Genomic DNA, 16,076 nt, shown 5'->3' with positions numbered 1-16,076 from the left:
TCGGCGCAGGTTCGCACCGCCGGAGCGTGATGATCATCCACCCGATCGATACCGTGCATTCGTTCGAATCCGCCTCGACAATCGAGGGATGACCAGTACAAACATTCCCAAGACCTTCCCGCTCAACCTGCCGGAAGGTGACGCCGACCTGCTTCTCGACGAGTTGCAGACGCGGCTACGCGAAGGGCGACGTCTTGTCGCCGAAGTCGGCCAGATCCTGGCCGAGATCGAGTCACGTGGGGTCCGTGAGCTCTACGGACACAACTCGATCGCCGTCTTCTACGAGCATGTGGCCCGGGTACCTCGAGCAGAGGCTCAGAGAGTGACCGGCAGAGCGCTGGCGCTCAATTCGAGACGGGCGCGCGACGGCACGTCGATCGACCCCGTCGCGCCCCTGACCGGTACTGCGGCCACCACCGGCGCGCTGGCCGAGGCCAGCATCGACCGGATCGTCACGGTCATGAAGAGGCTGCCCGAGCACGTCACCGCGAGCGCACGCCTCGAGGCCGAGGAGGGCTTGGTCGAGCTCGCCCGCGTCGCGAGACCGCGCGACGTCACGGTGGCGGGCACAGAGCTGCTCGCACAACTGGACCCGGATGGAGGACCCAAAGACGACCCCGCTCCGCAAAGGCGGCGGAGCGACTTCTGGTTGCGCCAGAAACGAACCGGCCGCTGGGACATGCGCGGCGACCTCGATGCCGAGACAGGCGCCCGCCTGAACGCGCTCCTGGTACCACGGGCCTATCCGGTCCCCGATGGAGAAGCCGACGACCGTTCGCCGGCTGAAAGACGCGGCGACGCGTTCTCAGAGATCGTCGAGCTCGCGGAAACCGGCCCGGACATCCCTTTGCCCCGGAAGAGCTCGGAGCAGGTCGCCGAGCAGTCCTCGGCTGCCGAGCCCGCCGAGGAGTCGGCAAACCGTCCTAAGCCCGCCCAGGCGCCGCCTCAGGGCCGCCAAAGCCCGCCTCACGGCGGTGGAGGTGTTCGAGAACCGTCCAGGAACGTGGCACATATACGGCCCGCGCGCTGGTGGGCGAGACTCTCGAGACCGCGAGCCGGGAACCCGGCTCATCCTCCGAAGCCCCTAACGGCCTGAAGGCCACCTTGCGGGCGAACCCACACGGTGACCTTCAGGAAAGGAGGATGATCTGGCGTCAGGCCTTCTTGCCACAGTGCGGCCAAGCGCCGTAACCGCCACGGTCCTCGCGGACCTTCTCGGCGACAGCGATCTGCTGGGCCTTGCTGGCCTGGTGCGGGTACGCGGCGTACTGGTCGCCGCCATAGGCGTCCCAGGTGCTCTTGTTGAACTGCAGGCCACCGTAGTAGCCGTTGCCGGTGTTGGCGGACCAGTTACCGGTCGACTCGCACTGCGCGATGCGGTCCCAGGCGCCGGCGTCTCCGATGACCGGATCGGCGGGCTTCTTGGTACCGACCTTGACGATCTTGGGCTTGGCCTCGGTGAGGACCTCTTCCGAGACCTTCTCGCGGCCGACCTCTTTGCCGTTGCGCTTGGTGACCTTGTAGGTCACGGTCTTCTGGCCGGGAGTGCCCGGGTCCTCGACCTTGGTCTTGCCCTTTTCGAGGTTCGGGTCGTCGACCTTCTGCTCCGGCGGCGCGATCTCCTCGTCCTGCTTGACCATGGTGACGCCGGTCCGGCTGATGTGGACCTCGGCGCCGTCGACCAGCTTGACGTCGAGACCGCCCACGGCCTCGTCGTCCGGGCCGAGGGTCATCCGGAGCTCACCGAGGAATTCCTTGGTGGTGACCGAGTTGGTCTGAACCTTGCGCGGTTCGTTCGCGCCGTCGTAGACGGTGACGTTCTTGAGGGTCTTGACCTCGACGGTGGCACCTTCGAGCGGCAGCTCGCCGTTCTGCGGGAGCGAGGTCCAAGTGCCGGCCTTGGCGAGGTCGGCACGACCGAGCTGGTTCAGCGCGTCGCCGAGGTTGGTCGCGCGGACCCAGGACTCCTGCTGCGGTGCGCCGTCGACGATCAGGTTCAGCTTGCGGCCACGCTCCAGCTTGATGACGCCGCCGTCGCCCACCTCGGCCTGAGGCGAGGGAGAGAGCGAGTCGTGCGCGCCGACCGAGAGGCCGGCGTCTTCGAGGACCTCACCGACGGTGTCGCCGAAGCTGTGGACGGTCTGCTGCTTGCCGTCGACGTCGACCGTGACGCTCTTGTTCATCGCCATCGCGGCCGCGCCGCCACCGCCGAGGGTGAGCAGCACCGCCATGACGGTTCCCTTGAGGAAACGCTTCTTCCAGACGCGGGTCGCGCTCGAGATGACCTCGTCCTTGGTCGCGGCCTTCATCGGCGCGCCCGCGGTGCGGTCTTCGGCCAGCTCGTCCGGGATGACGATCGGCGGGAGCATGGTGGTCTCGGCGCTGATGAGGCGGATCAGCTCGTCGACGTCGACGTCGATCTCGGCCATCAGGGTGTCGGCGTCGGGGCCGAGCGCGGCCAGGACGTCCTGGTGCGTGATGCGCGGATCGTCGGAGTAGTCCAGCTCGCCGTACTGAGTGTCGCGGTCGAGCACGGCAACCGAACCGGAGGAAGCGAAGGTGTTCGTCTCTGCGCCGAGGCGCGAGCCATCCTGCCTACTGCTACCAGTCACTGGGTCGTTCCCTTTCCCAAGACGTCGAGGAGCTCGACAACCACTCCACTACGTCCTTCGTCTCGATGCGCGCTTCGGCACACCTCTAGAAGTCCGACACCCCCAGCCAGCGCCATCGTCACGGTTCCAGGCCGTACCGCTCCTGGTTCCGCTTCCCCGACGTGCACTGACGTGACTGTGGGCGTAACAGCCGGAAACCGCTTGAGCGGGTCCCGACCGGCACGATCACGGGACAGTAACGAACCTCGCCGGGTTGCGCAAACACCGCCTGGAGTGTCGTGACGTTGGTCACTCATCAGAGTGGACCATTGCTGATCACTAATGTCGCAATCCGTTCAACCGGTGGTGACTGTCGGCAATCCGAAGACCCGCTCAGCGGTCGTTCGCACCGATTCGGCCACCTCGTGTACCGCCTCGCCCCTGAGCGAGGCGAGGTGCCGGACCGTGTAGGCGGCGCAGTAGGGCTCGTTCGGCCGCCCACGGAACGGATGCGGGGTCAGGAACGGAGCGTCCGTTTCGACGAGGTACTGGTCCGCCGGAACGATCCGTGCCGCCTCGTGGAGGCCGCGGGCGTTACGGAAGCTGACCGTGCCGGCGAACGAAAGCACGTATCCCGCGTCGACGCACCGGCGCGCGATGTGTTCGTCCCCGGAGAAACAGTGGAAGACGACCTCCTCGGGCGCTCCCTCTTCCTCGAGGATCCGGAGGACGTCCTCGTGGGCGTCCCGATCGTGGATCATCAGCGGTTTGCCGATCCGCTTGGCGAGATCGATATGCCACCGGAAGGCGTCCTGCTGGGCGTCGTGGGGCGAGTAGTCCCAGTAGTAGTCGAGGCCGGTCTCGCCGACCGCGACCACTCTGGACTCTTTGGCGAGACTCTCCACTTCAGATTTCTCGGGCTCGCCGAAATCCTTGGTACGCGTGGGATGGATCGCGACGGCGGCCCAGACCCGCGGGTCCCAAGTGGACGCTTGCGCGGCCCAGCGAGCGGCCGCGAGGTCGTCCGCGACGGTGATCACCCGCGAAACACCGGCGCGTTCGGCGCGGTCGACCATGGCTGTCACATCAGCCGCGGTGACCGCGCCGCACGCGTCGAGGTGGGTATGCGCGTCCACCACCGATACCGGCAATCTGTCCGGGATCGGCGGCAGTTCCTTCTTCTCCGCACCCATCAGCTGATCACTTCGAGATCGGGGCCCATTCGGGACCGGTCTCGCCGAGTTCCGGGTCCAGTTTGGCGAACAGCGGGGTCGGCTTCTCCAGCGGTTTGCCGACCTCGATCGGCACGGACTTCCAGCGTGCCTGCTCGGCCTTGTAGTCGCCGGTGATGATGGGGTTGATCCGGCCGGGGATGTCGAGGTCCTCGACTTCCTGAAGCTCGGGCTGGGCCGCCCAGACGCCCGTGCCACCGAGTGCCTCGTGCACCTTCTGCGCCGAGTGGGGCAGGAAGGGAGTCAGCAGCGTGTTGGCGTCCGAGACGACCTGCAGCGCGGTGTGCAGAACGCTGTCGCGCCGGGCGGGGTCGTCCTTGAGCTTCCAAGGCTCCTGGTCCGACAGGTACCGGTTCGCGGCGGTGACGACACGCATGGCCTCGCTCGCCGCGGCTTTGAACCGTGACCGCTGCAAGTGGGCGCCGGCGGTGTCGAACGCCTTGCGGGAGAGCTCCTTGAGCTCCTCGTCTGCGGCCGTGGGGGCGTCGGGGCGAGGAATGGCACCGACGTTCTTGTGGGCCATCGAGATGGAGCGGTTGACGAGGTTGCCCCACTCGTTGGCCAGTTCGAAGTTGGTCCGGCGGACGAATTCGTCCCAGGTGAAGTCGGTGTCCTGGGTCTCGGGTCCCGCGACCGAGATGAAGTACCGCAGTGTGTCCGGGCCGAAGTCGCGAAGGAAGTCGTGGACGTAGATGACAGTGCCGCGCGAGGTCGAGAACTTCGAGCCGCTCATGGTGAGAAACTCGCTGGAAACGATCTCGTCGGGCAGGTGCAGCTTGCCGTACTTGCCCGCCACGCCGCCTCGATCGCCTTCGCCGTTGTGGCCGAAGAGCAGCGCGGGCCAGATCTGGGCGTGGAAGGTGATGTTGTCCTTGCCCATGAAGTAATAGGAGCGGGCGTCCGGGTTGTTCCACCACTCCTGCCAGGCGTCCGGGTTACCGGTGCGCCGCGCCCACTCGACACTCGCCGAGAAATAGCCGATGACCGCGTCGAACCAGACGTAGAAGCGCTTGAGCGGCTGGTCGCGCCAGCCGTCCAGCGGGATCTTCACGCCCCAGTCGAGATCGCGGGTGATCGGCCGCGGCCGCATGTCGTCGATCAGGTTCTTCGTGAAGTTGAGGACGTTCGGACGCCAGTCGGTCTTACTGGACAGCCACTTGCCCAGCGTGTCGACGAAGGCCGTCAGGTCGAGGAAGTAGTGCTCGGTCTCGACGAACTTCGGCGTTTCACCGTTGATCCGGGACTTCGGGTTGATCAGTTCGGCGGCGTCGAGCTGGTTGCCGCAGTTGTCGCACTGGTCGCCGCGGGCGCCGTCGTAGCCGCAGATCGGGCACGTGCCTTCGATGTACCGGTCGGGCAGGGTGCGACCTGTGGAGGGGCTGATCGCGCCCCGAGTCGTCTTGGGGACGACATAGCCGTTGCGGTGCAGCGCGAGGAAGATCTGCTGCGTGACCTCGGCGTGGTTGCCCGTGGTGGTGCGGGTGAACAGGTCGTAGGTGAGGCCGAGCCCCTGCAGGTCCTGACCGATCTGGCGGGTGTACTTGTCGGCCGTCTGCTGGGAGGTCATGCCTTCTTTGTCGGCCTGGACGGTGATCGGGGTGCCGTGTTCGTCGGTACCGGACACCATGAGCACCCGGTTGCCGGCCATTCGCTGGTAGCGGGAGAAGACGTCGGACGGGACGCCGAATCCGGACACGTGGCCGATGTGGCGGGGGCCGTTGGCGTAGGGCCAGGCCACCGCGGTCAACACTGGGGTGCTCATGCTTGTTTAGCCTACGGACGTCGTCTAAGGCATTGTTGTCCGGGAGAGGATCGGAGGCCTCCGTGTCCGCCACGCGTCTGCTGGTGCTGGGTGTCGTGCGCATGTACGGGAAGGCACACGGCTACCAGGTCCGGCGCGAGCTTCTCTCGTGGGCGGCCGACAAGTGGGGCAATGTCCAGCCGGGTTCGATCTATCACGCGCTGAAGAAGATGACCACCGAAGGCCTGCTGGAACAGGTCGAGGACGTCGAGACGGGTGGCGGGCCCGATCGCGTCGCCTACAGGCTGACCGAAGACGGCGAGACCGAGTTCTTCGTGCAACTCGGCAGGGCGTTGTCGAGCGACGACGCCACCGGGTACTCGCTGTCTGCGGCGGTCACGTTCATGCCGGCCCTTCCCCGCGCTCAGGTACTTGCCCTGCTGAAGCAGCAGCTGGCGAACATGGAAGCGCACGCACAATCGACTCATTACGCCCGCGAGCACGCGGTCGACCTGGGGAAACCGCCCCACGTGAGCGAGCTGTACCGCCTGTGGAGCGCGCACGCGGAAGCGAACGTGAGCTGGATGCGGGATTTGATCGGCCGTCTCGAAGCCGGCGAGTACGTCATGGCGGGCGAAGGCGACGACGAAGCCGTGTTCGGCGCGCCGCCCAAGTAATCAAATTTGACTACGGAACGACTCCTAGGGCACAGTGCGTCCTGCCACTAGTCAAACTTGACTAGCTGGGCGCCCGAAAGGAGTAGACATGATCAAGGCACGCGGCCTTGAGCGGCGGTTCCGCCGCAAGGGCCGCAATGGGGGCGAGGTCCACGCCGTCAAAGGCGTCGATCTCGACGTGTCGGCCGGGGAACTGGTCGGTTTCCTGGGACCGAACGGCGCGGGGAAGACCACGACCCTGCGCATGCTGACGACGCTGCTCAAGCCCACCGCCGGTGAGGCGACGGTCGGCGGCTGCGACCTGCTCGCCGACCCGCTGGGGGTGCGTCGGCGAATCGGCTATGTCGCCCAGGGCGGCGGCACCGCGCCGGCGAGCAAGGTCATCGAAGAGATCGAATTCCAAGGCCGGCTGTACCGGATGAGCAAGACGGAGGCGTTCGCGCGCGGAGCCGTCCTCGCCGAACAGCTGGACCTGGCCGGGCTCGACCAGCGCACGACCGCGACCCTGTCGGGTGGCCAGCGCCGCCGTCTCGACATCGCGCTCGGGCTGATCCACTCGCCCGGTCTCGTCTTCCTCGACGAACCGTCGACAGGTCTCGACCCGCAGAGCCGGGCGAACCTCTGGGACCACATCCGGAGGTTGCGCGACGAGCAAGGTGTCACGGTCTTCCTGACCACGCACTACCTCGACGAGGCCGACGCGCTCTCGGACCGGCTGATCGTCATCGACGACGGGAAGATCGTCGCCGAAGGCACACCGGACTCGTTGAAGGCGCGGGTTTCCGGTGACAGCGTCGTCATCGGGGTCTCACCGGAATCGGCGGCCGAGACCGCGGAGGTCGCGGGCCGCCTCGAAGGGGCACACGAACTGACCGTCACCGACGGCACCGTGCGATTCCGGGTTCCTCGCGGCGACACCGCGATGCCCGAACTGCTTCGGGCACTGGACGCGCGTGGCATCGCGATGGCGTCCATGCAGGTGCACCGGCCGACGCTCGACGACGTCTTCCTGACCCTGACGGGCAGGAGCCTGCGCGACGCCGAAGAAGGCGCGCCGGTCGACGCCGCCGCGGAGAAGGAGGCCACGCATGTTGCATGACACCTGGTTGATCTTCCGCCGCGACATGCTCGCGGCGTTGCGCAACCCGACATGGCTGGCGATCGGCATCATGCAGCCGCTGCTCTACTTGTTCTTCTTCGGACCGCTTCTGGTGAAGGCCCTCAACGCGCAAGGCCTGTCCGATGTGGACGGCTGGATGATCTTCACGCCGGCGATCATCGCGCAGCTCGCGCTGTTCGGTAGCTCATTCGTCGGGTTCGGGCTCCTCGCGGAGTACCGCTCGGGCGTGGTCGAACGGATGCGGGTCACACCGGTGAGCCGGGTGGCGTTGTTGCTGGGCAAGGTGCTCGCCAACGCGCTGCAGACCGTCGTCCAGGCCTTGCTCATCATCGCGCTGGCGTATCTGGTCTTCGACCTGAACGCGCCGTTCGGCGGCGTCGTACTCAGCCTGGTGATCGTCTTCCTGATGTCGATCACCTTGGCATCGTGCTCGTACGCACTGGCGTTGACGCTCAAGAGCGAAGACACCTTCCCGGCTTTGCTCAACGCGGTTCTCCTGCCCCTGCTGCTGCTTTCCGGAATCCTGATCCCGATCACCGCGCGCTCGGCGCCGGAGTGGCTGTACACGATTTCCCGCATCAATCCGTTCCGGCACGTGGTGGATGTCGAGCGGAGCAGTTTTCGCGGTGACTTCTCGATGGACGCGCTGTTCACCGGGAGCGTCGTGGTGCTGGTCATGGCCGTTCTGGCCATCTGGTGGGGCTCACGGACGTTCCAACGCGAAAACGCCTGAGACACGCTGAACCGAAAGGTCACCTTGCGGCCGCTCCTCGGACGTAGGGTGACCTTTCGGTCGCACTGGGGCGAAATTCGAGGCAGGTGAGTTCGATCGATCCGGAAGGTGAGCACGGCGTCACCCTGTCCCACCGCGAGACGGTGACGGACTGGGCGGCGGTGCGTGGCGCCGACACCCGGTTCGCTTCGGTCGCCGTCACCGAAAACACCAACTGGCGGGACGTCGCGGCGGAACGCAATCTGACCGGCGCGCAGCACGCGGGTATCCACACCGGTGCACGGCACTACGCCCGTCCCGGCGCCGTCCACGACCAGGCCGATCATTTCGTGCGGACGGCGAGCGCGCTCGGCGCCTTCGCGCCCGGTTCGCTCGCGCCCGCGCTCGAGGTGGAGGCGCCCAGCGTCGACGACCGGTTCATCAAGGCGTGGATCAAGCACGTCAGGCATGCGGCGCGCGTCGAACGCGTGCTGGTGTACGCGGGGCTCGACTGCTGGACGAACCGCTTGCACCCGGACAAGTGGGCGGACAGCGAAGTGGTGTTGTGGCTGGTCAGGCACAACGAAATCCCGGGAAGGCCGGGATGGTTCCACTCGCGATTGGGCCTGCATCAGCACGGTTTCGGTACCGGTCTGCCCGGTGTGGACGGACCGATCGCGCAGGACACCGTGGTCTACCCCTTCAAGCTCACGGATGTGCTCTTGTAGTACCCACTGCGTGACGACGGGTGTGCACGATGTCACCGCGCGGTCGCGGATCTCACTTTCTGGCCGACACGGGTTGCCTTTCCGGCTATCCGGACGGTGACAATGTCGCGTGCGGTTGATGTGCGGGAGGCTGCGGACGGACGTCGGGCCCGAACGGGCACTGGCGGTCCTCGGGGTACGCGCCGGGAAGCTCGGACTCGCACCGCCCGCCGCGCTGTGCGGAGAGTGGTTCTCATCGCGCGCGGTCATCGCGCTCAACGCTTCCCTGGCTCCTGTCCGGGACGTGGCGGAAGCATTCGCGATCCCCACCCGGCTGCCTGACATTCGCGACGCGATACCCGGCGCGGTCGGGGGCGGCTGGTTCGGTTACCTGGGTTATGACTTGACCGATCCCGCCGGCCGGTCCGGCGCGCTTCCTCCGGCTGCCTGGGGCTGGGTCGACAGGGTGCTGCGGCTGGACGCGGACGGTACGTGGTGGTTCGAAGCCCTGGTTCCCGACGACGCCCCGGATCCGGTCGACGAAGTGGCCGCGGTGGAATCCGCCCTTGCCGAGGTTCCCGAAGCGACGGCTTGGAGTTCCGGCCCGTTGTCGCGTCCGCTTCCCTCGGAGCACTACGACGCGGTCAAAGCCTGTGTGCACGCGATCGAAGCCGGAGAGCTGTTCCAGGCGAATATCTGCGCTCGCTTCAGCGGGAAGTTCACCGGCGACCCGATCGCGTTGTTCGCCGAGGGTGCACGTCGTCTGGGAGCACGCCGGGCGGCGTTCCTCGGCGGCGACTGGGGCTCGGTCGTGTCGTTCTCCCCCGAGCTTTTCCTTGCCAGGCATGGGCGGCACGTCCGGTCGACGCCGATCAAGGGCACGCTGCCGCGGCGGAACGCCGCCGACGCGCATCTCGCGCAGCGGCTGCGGGAATCCACCAAGGACGTCGCCGAGAACGTGATGATCACCGATCTCGTCCGCAACGATCTCGGGCGGGTGTGCGCCACCGGCACCGTACGGGTTCCCGAACTGCTGGCGGTCCGGCCCGCGCCGGGGGTCTGGCATCTGGAGTCCACTGTGGAGGGATTTCTCGCCGACGACATCGACGACGCCGCACTACTGGCGGCCACCTTCCCGCCGGGCTCCGTCACGGGCGCGCCGAAGATCCGCGCGCTGGATCTGATCGCCGCTCTGGAGCCGGCCGCGCGTGGCGTCTACACAGGCGCGATCGGACTCGCTTCGCCGATCGCCGGGCTGGAACTGAACGTCGCGATCAGAACCTTCGAAATCCACGAAGACACGATCGAGCTGGGAGTCGGCGGCGGGATCACCGCCGACTCCGACAGCGAAGCGGAATGGCAGGAATGCCTGCACAAATCCGCCCCGCTGGAGCGCCTGCTCGGCTGAACTACTTGGTGGGATCCAGCAGAAGCTTGCCCATCGTGCCGCGCGAGCGCAGGGCCTCGTGGGCGGCGCGCGCGTCGGACAGCGCGTACTCACCGCCGGCGATGGCGCGGACCCGGCCGGCGAGTGCCAGCTCGAAAAGCTCGTCGAGCGTGCGCCCGAAGACGTTTCCGGGGAGTTTGAAGGCGTGCGGCAGCCACATCCCGGAAACGGTGGTGCTGTGCCCGAGAAGGTTGCGGGCTTCGATCGGCTTCGGGTTCTCGCGGCTGGCCATGCCGTAGAACGCGAGGCGGCCGAACGGCGCGAGGGCCGCGATGCTCTGGTCCGTGACCGTGCCACCGGTCATGTCGAGCACGATGTCGACACGCTTGCCGCCGTTCGCCTCACGAAGGGCGTCCGTCATGTTCCCGGCGCGCGAATCGATGGCGACATCGGCGCCGAGTTCGAGGGCGAGGGCACGTTTCTCGGCGCTGCTGGCGGTCGCGATGACCCGGCCCGCTCCCCAGGCTTTCGCCAGCTGCACGGCGATGGAACCGACCCCGCCCGCGGCCGCGTGCACGACGACGGATTCGCCGGCTTCGAGGTGGGCGCTCTTGCGCAGCAGGAGCGAGGCGGTGGTGCCCTGGACGATGAAGGAGAGCGCGGTCAGGTCATCGACGCCCTCGGGCACCTCGAAGCTGGTGACGTCGTCGGCCACCGCTCGCTCGGCGTAGCCGCCGCCACCGTTGAGCAGCGCGACGACACGCTTGCCGTCCGCGGTGCGGCCGACGATCTCGCCGCCGGGCACGAGCGGGAGCTTGCTCGGAGCGAGGTACGAGTTCTCGGCCTGGTGCGTATCGGCGTAGTTGATGCCGATCCGGTCGACCTCGACCAGCCGCTGGCCTGGGCCAGGGACGGGATCGGGGAGGTCGACGAGGTTGAGCACCTCGGGTCCGCCGAACTCGGTCACCTGTACTGCGCGCATCCGCATCCTCCTCGTCGGGATGAGACATTCTTACATATGTCTCAGGTATGAGACATGTCGTGATATGTTTCACTCATCGAAACCGCATTCGAACGCCAGTTGACCTCGCCGCGCCCGGACGCCCTGCGCGCGTTCACGATCGCGCGCGCCCGGTTTCTGGAAGGGCGCCGGGTGGACATGGGCGAACTCGCCGGTGAGCTGGGGATCAGCCGGGCCACCCTGCACCGGTGGGTCGGCGGCCGGGATCAGCTGCTGGGCGAGATCCTGTGGTCGATGACCGTCGAGGTCTTCGAAGCGCGGGCTTCCGGCAAGCTCGGCCGCGGCGCCGAAGGGATCGCGGACCTCGTCGGCACCTTCGTCCGGACCGTGAACGGCTCGAAACCGTTCCGGGAGTTCCTGCGCAACGAGCCCGAGCGGGCGCTGCGGATCCTGACGACGAAGGCCAGCGTGGTGCAGAGCCGCGCGATCGCGAAAATGCGCCAGTTCCTCGACGAGGAGGTCACGGCCGGGCGGCTCACCCCGCCGCTGCCGGTCGAGGACCTGGCCTACCTGCTGGTGCGGATCGGCGAGTCCTTCATCTATACGGACGTCATCACCGGCGCGGAGCCCGATGCCGCGAAGGCACACGCGGCCGTGACGGCCTTGCTGTCCTAGCTCTTGCGGGACGCGAGCACCGCGTCGTAGAGCTCCTTCTTCGACACTCCCGCGGCCTCGGCGACCTCGGCGGCGGCGGACTTCAGGCGTTCACCTGCCGAGACACGCGACGCGACCTCCGAGACCAGGTCTCCGACGCTCACCGAACGCGGCGGCGCGCCCGCGAGGACGACGGTGATCTCGCCCTTGACCCCGTCGGCGGCCCAGGCCGCCAACTCAGGCAGATTGCCGCGTTTGACCTCTTCGTAGGTTTTGGTCAGTTCGCGGCAGACGGCGGCGCGACGGTCGGGCCCCAGGACCTCGGCGGCGTCGGCGAGCGTGCTCGCGAGACGGTGCGGAGATTCGAAGAACACGGCCGTGCGGAGCTCGTCCTTCAGCGAACCGAGCCATTTCGCGCGTTCACCGGGTTTGCGCGGAGCGAACCCTTCGAAACAGAAACGGTCGCAAGGCAGGCCGGACAGCGCCAGTGCCGTGGTCACCGCCGACGGGCCGGGCAGGCAGGTCACCGGCACATCCGCCTCGACGCAGGCCGCCACCAGGCGGAATCCGGGATCCGAAACACTCGGCATACCGGCGTCGGTCACCAAGACCACTGTCTCGCCCGACTGGAGCGATTCGAGCAGTTTCGGCAGGCGAGCCGTCTCGACGTCCTCGTAGAAGCTGACGACGCGCCCGACCGGCGAGACGTCGAGAGCCGCGGTGAGGGAGCGCAGGCGCCGCGTGTCTTCGGCGGCGATCACGTCGGCCGTCGCGAGGGCTTCGGACAGGCGCGGCGAAGCGTCGCGGACGTCTCCGAGCGGGGTGGCTGCCAGCACGAGGCGTCCTTCGGTCATTCCCGAAGGTTAACCGGTTCGCAGATCCGGACACCGAGTTCACTCTTCCGCCCGTAGGATCATGCCCCGTGACCGCACTGCTGACCCGGGACAACGAGAGCGTGCGGCCGGATCCGGTCGACGCGCTCAGGCCACCGAGTGACCGGGAGGCCACCCTCCTCGGCCGCGGCATGCCGACCGATCGCCTGCGCGGCTGGATCGTCACGCTGGTGCTGACGCTCATCGGCGGCATCGTCCGGATCCAGAACCTGGGAACGCCCACGGACAAGGGCACGCCCGTCTTCGACGAGAAGCACTATGTCCCCCAGGCGTGGCAGATGCTGCGCAACGGCGGTTACGAGGACAACTACGGCTACGAGCTGATCGTCCACCCGCCGCTGGCGAAGCATCTCATCGCGATCGGCGAATGGCTGTTCGGCTACAACGCCTGGGGCTGGCGGATCATGCCCGCGCTGGCGGGCACGCTGATCGTGTTCCTCACCATCCGGATCGCGCGGCGCCTCACCCGCTCGACCCTGCTCGGCGCGGTCGCGGGGATCCTGGTGATCAGCGACGGCGTCCTGCACCTGCAGTCCCGCATGGGGATGCTCGACATCTTCATCGCGTTGTTCGTCCTCGCCGCGTTCGCCTGCGTGCTGTGCGACCGCGACCAGGTGCGGCAGCGGCTCGCCGTTGCCGTCCGCGAAGGCTGGATCGACGAGTCGCGGTTCGGCCCGAAGCTGGGTTTCCGCTGGTGGCGGTTCGCCGGCGGCCTGATGATCGGGCTGACCTTCGGCGTCAAGTGGTCGGCGCTCTACTACATCGCCGCGTTCGGCCTGCTCACCGTCTTCTTCGACGTCGCCGCGCGCCGGGCCGCCGGGGTGCAGCGGCCTTGGGTCGGCACGCTGCGCCGCGACGTGCTGCCGGCGCTGTGGGCGATCGTCGTCATCCCGATCCTGGTGTACCTCGCCTGCTACTGGGCCTGGTTCGCGAGCGAGACCGCGACCGACCGCAACTACGTGGCGATCAAGGACATCGATCCCGGTTTCTGGGCCTGGATGCCGCCCGCGTTGCGGTCGCTCGGCGACTACACGATGAACGTCCTCGATTTCCACGCGAACCTGGTGACGCCCAAGGACAAACCGCATCCATGGGAGTCGAAGCCGTGGACCTGGCCGATGGGCCTGCGGCCGATGCTCTACGCGTACGCGGGCGGTACCGACGCGACCGGCTGCGGCGAGTCGACCTGCGTGCGGGCGACGATGCTGATCGGCACACCCGCCATGTGGTGGCTGGCCCTGCCGATGCTCGGCTGGAGCGTGTGGCGGTCGGTCTTCCGCGCGGACTGGCGCTACGCCGCCGTGCTCGTCGGTTACCTGGCCGGGTTCCTGCCGTGGTTCACCAACCTCGACCGACAGATGTACTACTTCTACGCGACGCCGCTGGCGCCCTTCCTGGTACTCGGGCTGACGCTGATCCTCGGGCAGATCCTCGGCAGCGCGAAACGCGGTTTCGAACGACGGGGCACCGGCATGCTCGTCGTCGCCCTCTACGTGGGTCTCGTCGTGGCCAATTTCGCCTGGTTGTGGCCGATTCTCAACGGCAACGCGATCACCAACGATCACTGGAACGCCGAGTTGTGGCTACCGTCCTGGAAGTGATCACGACCGGTTGAGCGAAGACCCAGCGAGACGCCCGGAAGCGACTTAGACTCCCGTCCGAATTGAGGATTTCTGGGGGTAGTCATGTCTCGTTGGCCGATTTTCGTGGCCGTCGCCCTGCTGCTCACCGGGTGTTCCGGCGCCATCGACGGGAAGGCTTTCCGCGAGGGCTCGGCACCGGGTGCGAGCGACGCGAAGTATCCGCGGTACGAGCCGCCCGCCGACGGGTCGGGTTTCAGTGATCAGGTACTCGACCAGCCGCTGGCCCTGCCTGTGCAGCAGGGCGAGGAAGGCTGTGACTGGCTGGAGTCGATCAAACCGGACCTCCAGCCGCTCGGTCTCGTGAGCACGAAGGGCGTGCTCAGCGGATGCCAGTTCGTGTTCCCGGACAACAAGGGCGCGCAGGTGCACGCCTACAGTCCGTACAGCTGGATCACGCAGGACTCCCCGGTGATGGAGCCGGTGGAGATCGCCGGGATCAAAGGCCGGACGTACGCCTTCGACCCGGAACCGGCGACGTTCTGTTCGGTCAACATGGACGTCCGCGCCTACGCTTCGATCGCTGTCGATGCCTACGACGTCGACAGCGACGAAGCGGGCACTCGTGCCGAACACTGCGAGCTGGCGAAGAAGGTCGCCGAAGTGGTGCTGAAGAAGTTCGTCCCGCTCGCCGGAGGCAAACCGGCGCCGAGCACCGTTCAGGAGCCGGCTGCCGACGCCCTGAAGAACGCCGACATCTGCGAAGTCGTCAAGTTCACTCATACGAACTACGCCGGGATCAACGCGGGCCGCGAAGGCGCTCAGAAGGGCGAAGGGCCGCTCGGGCCGACCTGTACTCACGAAGTCGCCTACGCGAAGGCCGTCGGGATGTACACGAACGGCACAGGCGGTCTCGAAGCCGTGCCTCCGAAAGCGGGCGCGGAGGTACGGAACGGACAGTTCGGCACCTTGAAGGCCAGGTTCGAGCAGACCGCGGAGTCCTGCGCCCTGAGCGTCCAGCTGGGCAACGGCCAGGTCGTGCAGGTCGACTTCATCGGCAAGAAGAAGGAAGCGATGCCGCGGACCTGCGTCTCCGCTCAGCTCATCTTGTCGGTGTCGATACTGGCTCTGATCACCGGCGATTCCTGATTTCCCGATTCAAGTGTGACACTTGGTCGACAGTTGTTACTCTCCCCTGGTCGGCAGCAGTCCTACAGGGGGCATCATGACGATCCGACCGCTCGTAGCGGCCTGCGCGGCCGCGGCGTTGTTCTTGATCGCGGGGTGTGAGGAGCAGACGCCGGGCGCCGCGTCGCCGCAGTCTTCGGCCGTTCCGAGCACCTCGGAGGCGCCGGCCGGCACCGCACAGCCCAGTTCGTCGAAGCCTTCGGCGATCGCCTCCGAGGTGACCAAACCCGCCACCGGCGGCGCGGTGGCGCACACGCCGGACGGAGCCGCCGACGTGATGGAGGAGTATCACCACGCTTTGGGCGACAAGGACCTCGACACCGTTTGCCGGATCACCGCGCCGGCGTTCGACGGCGGGATGAAGGAATGCCGCAGCCTCACCCCGGTGCAGTTCGGGATGCTCTCGGCCGACGACGCCAAGAAGCTGAAGGCCACCCGCGTCGACCGAGCGAAACTGCAGAGCAAGGGACCGGACAAGGTCGTCGTGCCGCCGGGCGCGATCAGCCCGCAGATCGCCATGATGGCCGCCGAGCCCAAGACGTTCACCATGGCCTGGCGCGGCGGGACCTGGGTCGTCATCGACTGACGGAGAGCAAGGGACCTTTGCTGTCGTTGGTTAGTGCGCTAACGAAC

15 protein-coding genes are annotated in these 16,076 nt (G+C 67.1%); 10 read left to right on the top strand and 5 right to left on the bottom strand.

Annotated features, from left to right (window positions below):
* The first annotated feature begins 88 nt into the window (after window positions 1-88).
* Window positions 89-1,096 carry a DUF222 domain-containing protein gene (locus tag AC0685_RS11905; RefSeq protein WP_478225505.1) on the top strand — a complete coding sequence of 336 codons (1,008 nt, stop codon included), beginning with the start codon at window positions 89-91 and terminating at the stop codon, window positions 1,094-1,096.
* Between the two features lie 58 nt (window positions 1,097-1,154).
* Here the strand turns inward: AC0685_RS11905 and AC0685_RS11900 are convergent, their stop codons facing one another.
* From AC0685_RS11900 to metG, 3 genes are all read right to left on the bottom strand, one after another.
* Window positions 1,155-2,534 carry a transglycosylase family protein gene (locus AC0685_RS11900; protein WP_478225551.1) on the bottom strand — a complete coding sequence of 460 codons (1,380 nt, stop codon included), beginning with the start codon at window positions 2,532-2,534 and terminating at the stop codon, window positions 1,155-1,157.
* Between the two features lie 413 nt (window positions 2,535-2,947).
* Complete coding sequence (locus AC0685_RS11895; protein ID WP_478225504.1) at window positions 2,948-3,784, bottom strand: TatD family hydrolase; 837 nt, start codon at window positions 3,782-3,784, stop codon at window positions 2,948-2,950.
* A gap of 7 nt (window positions 3,785-3,791) precedes the next feature.
* A complete protein-coding gene (gene metG / locus AC0685_RS11890; RefSeq protein ID WP_457959804.1) occupies window positions 3,792-5,585 on the bottom strand; it encodes a methionine--tRNA ligase in 1,794 nt (597 codons plus the stop codon).
* Between the two features lie 62 nt (window positions 5,586-5,647).
* On the opposite strand from metG, the gene AC0685_RS11885 reads away from it, so the two are divergent.
* The 5 genes from AC0685_RS11885 (at window position 5,648) to AC0685_RS11865 (ending at window position 10,188) form a co-directional block, all read left to right on the top strand.
* Window positions 5,648-6,241: a PadR family transcriptional regulator gene (locus AC0685_RS11885; protein WP_478225503.1), complete on the top strand. Its 594-nt coding sequence runs from the start codon at window positions 5,648-5,650 to the stop codon at window positions 6,239-6,241.
* 88 nt (window positions 6,242-6,329) lie between these two features.
* Window positions 6,330-7,340, top strand: coding sequence for an ATP-binding cassette domain-containing protein (locus tag AC0685_RS11880; RefSeq protein ID WP_478225502.1), 1,011 nt, complete (start codon window positions 6,330-6,332; stop codon window positions 7,338-7,340).
* The gene (locus AC0685_RS11875) at window positions 7,330-8,094 is read left to right on the top strand and encodes an ABC transporter permease (RefSeq protein ID WP_478225501.1); all 765 of its coding nucleotides are present in this window, start codon (window positions 7,330-7,332) and stop codon (window positions 8,092-8,094) included. Before AC0685_RS11880 ends, AC0685_RS11875 begins: the two co-directional genes overlap by 11 nt.
* Window positions 8,095-8,180: 86 nt before the next feature.
* Window positions 8,181-8,801, top strand: a complete 621-nt coding sequence (locus AC0685_RS11870) for a glycoside hydrolase family 25 protein (RefSeq protein ID WP_478225500.1) — start codon at window positions 8,181-8,183, stop codon at window positions 8,799-8,801.
* A 109-nt stretch (window positions 8,802-8,910) separates the two neighbouring features.
* Window positions 8,911-10,188 carry an aminodeoxychorismate synthase component I gene (locus AC0685_RS11865; protein ID WP_478225499.1) on the top strand — a complete coding sequence of 426 codons (1,278 nt, stop codon included), beginning with the start codon at window positions 8,911-8,913 and terminating at the stop codon, window positions 10,186-10,188.
* A gap of 1 nt (window position 10,189) precedes the next feature.
* On the opposite strand, the gene AC0685_RS11860 is transcribed toward AC0685_RS11865, so the two are convergent.
* Window positions 10,190-11,149, bottom strand: a complete 960-nt coding sequence (locus tag AC0685_RS11860) for a quinone oxidoreductase family protein (protein ID WP_478225498.1) — start codon at window positions 11,147-11,149, stop codon at window positions 10,190-10,192.
* A gap of 99 nt (window positions 11,150-11,248) precedes the next feature.
* On the opposite strand from AC0685_RS11860, the gene AC0685_RS11855 reads away from it, so the two are divergent.
* Window positions 11,249-11,803, top strand: a complete 555-nt coding sequence (locus AC0685_RS11855) for a QsdR family transcriptional regulator (RefSeq protein WP_478225497.1) — start codon at window positions 11,249-11,251, stop codon at window positions 11,801-11,803.
* On the opposite strand, the gene rsmI is transcribed toward AC0685_RS11855, so the two are convergent.
* The gene (gene rsmI / locus AC0685_RS11850) at window positions 11,800-12,636 is read right to left on the bottom strand and encodes a 16S rRNA (cytidine(1402)-2'-O)-methyltransferase (protein WP_478225496.1); all 837 of its coding nucleotides are present in this window, start codon (window positions 12,634-12,636) and stop codon (window positions 11,800-11,802) included. The genes AC0685_RS11855 and rsmI overlap by 4 nt on opposite strands.
* A gap of 68 nt (window positions 12,637-12,704) precedes the next feature.
* Here rsmI and AC0685_RS11845 point away from each other — a divergent pair, with 68 nt between their 5' ends.
* The 3 genes from AC0685_RS11845 to AC0685_RS11835 all read left to right on the top strand — a co-directional run bounded on the left by AC0685_RS11845 (window position 12,705) and on the right by AC0685_RS11835 (window position 16,029).
* On the top strand, window positions 12,705-14,276 hold the full coding sequence (locus AC0685_RS11845) for a dolichyl-phosphate-mannose--protein mannosyltransferase (RefSeq protein WP_125674145.1): 1,572 nt from the start codon (window positions 12,705-12,707) through the stop codon (window positions 14,274-14,276).
* A gap of 84 nt (window positions 14,277-14,360) precedes the next feature.
* Complete coding sequence (locus AC0685_RS11840) at window positions 14,361-15,404, top strand: DUF3558 domain-containing protein (RefSeq protein ID WP_478225495.1); 1,044 nt, start codon at window positions 14,361-14,363, stop codon at window positions 15,402-15,404.
* 76 nt (window positions 15,405-15,480) lie between these two features.
* On the top strand, window positions 15,481-16,029 hold the full coding sequence (locus AC0685_RS11835; protein ID WP_478225494.1) for a hypothetical protein: 549 nt from the start codon (window positions 15,481-15,483) through the stop codon (window positions 16,027-16,029).
* Window positions 16,030-16,076: the final 47 nt, after the last annotated feature.

Source organism: Amycolatopsis sp. NPDC043889, assembly GCF_056435645.1.
The sequence above is the reverse complement of the archived record's forward strand: the minus strand, read 5'-3'. Positions and strand labels throughout refer to the sequence as shown.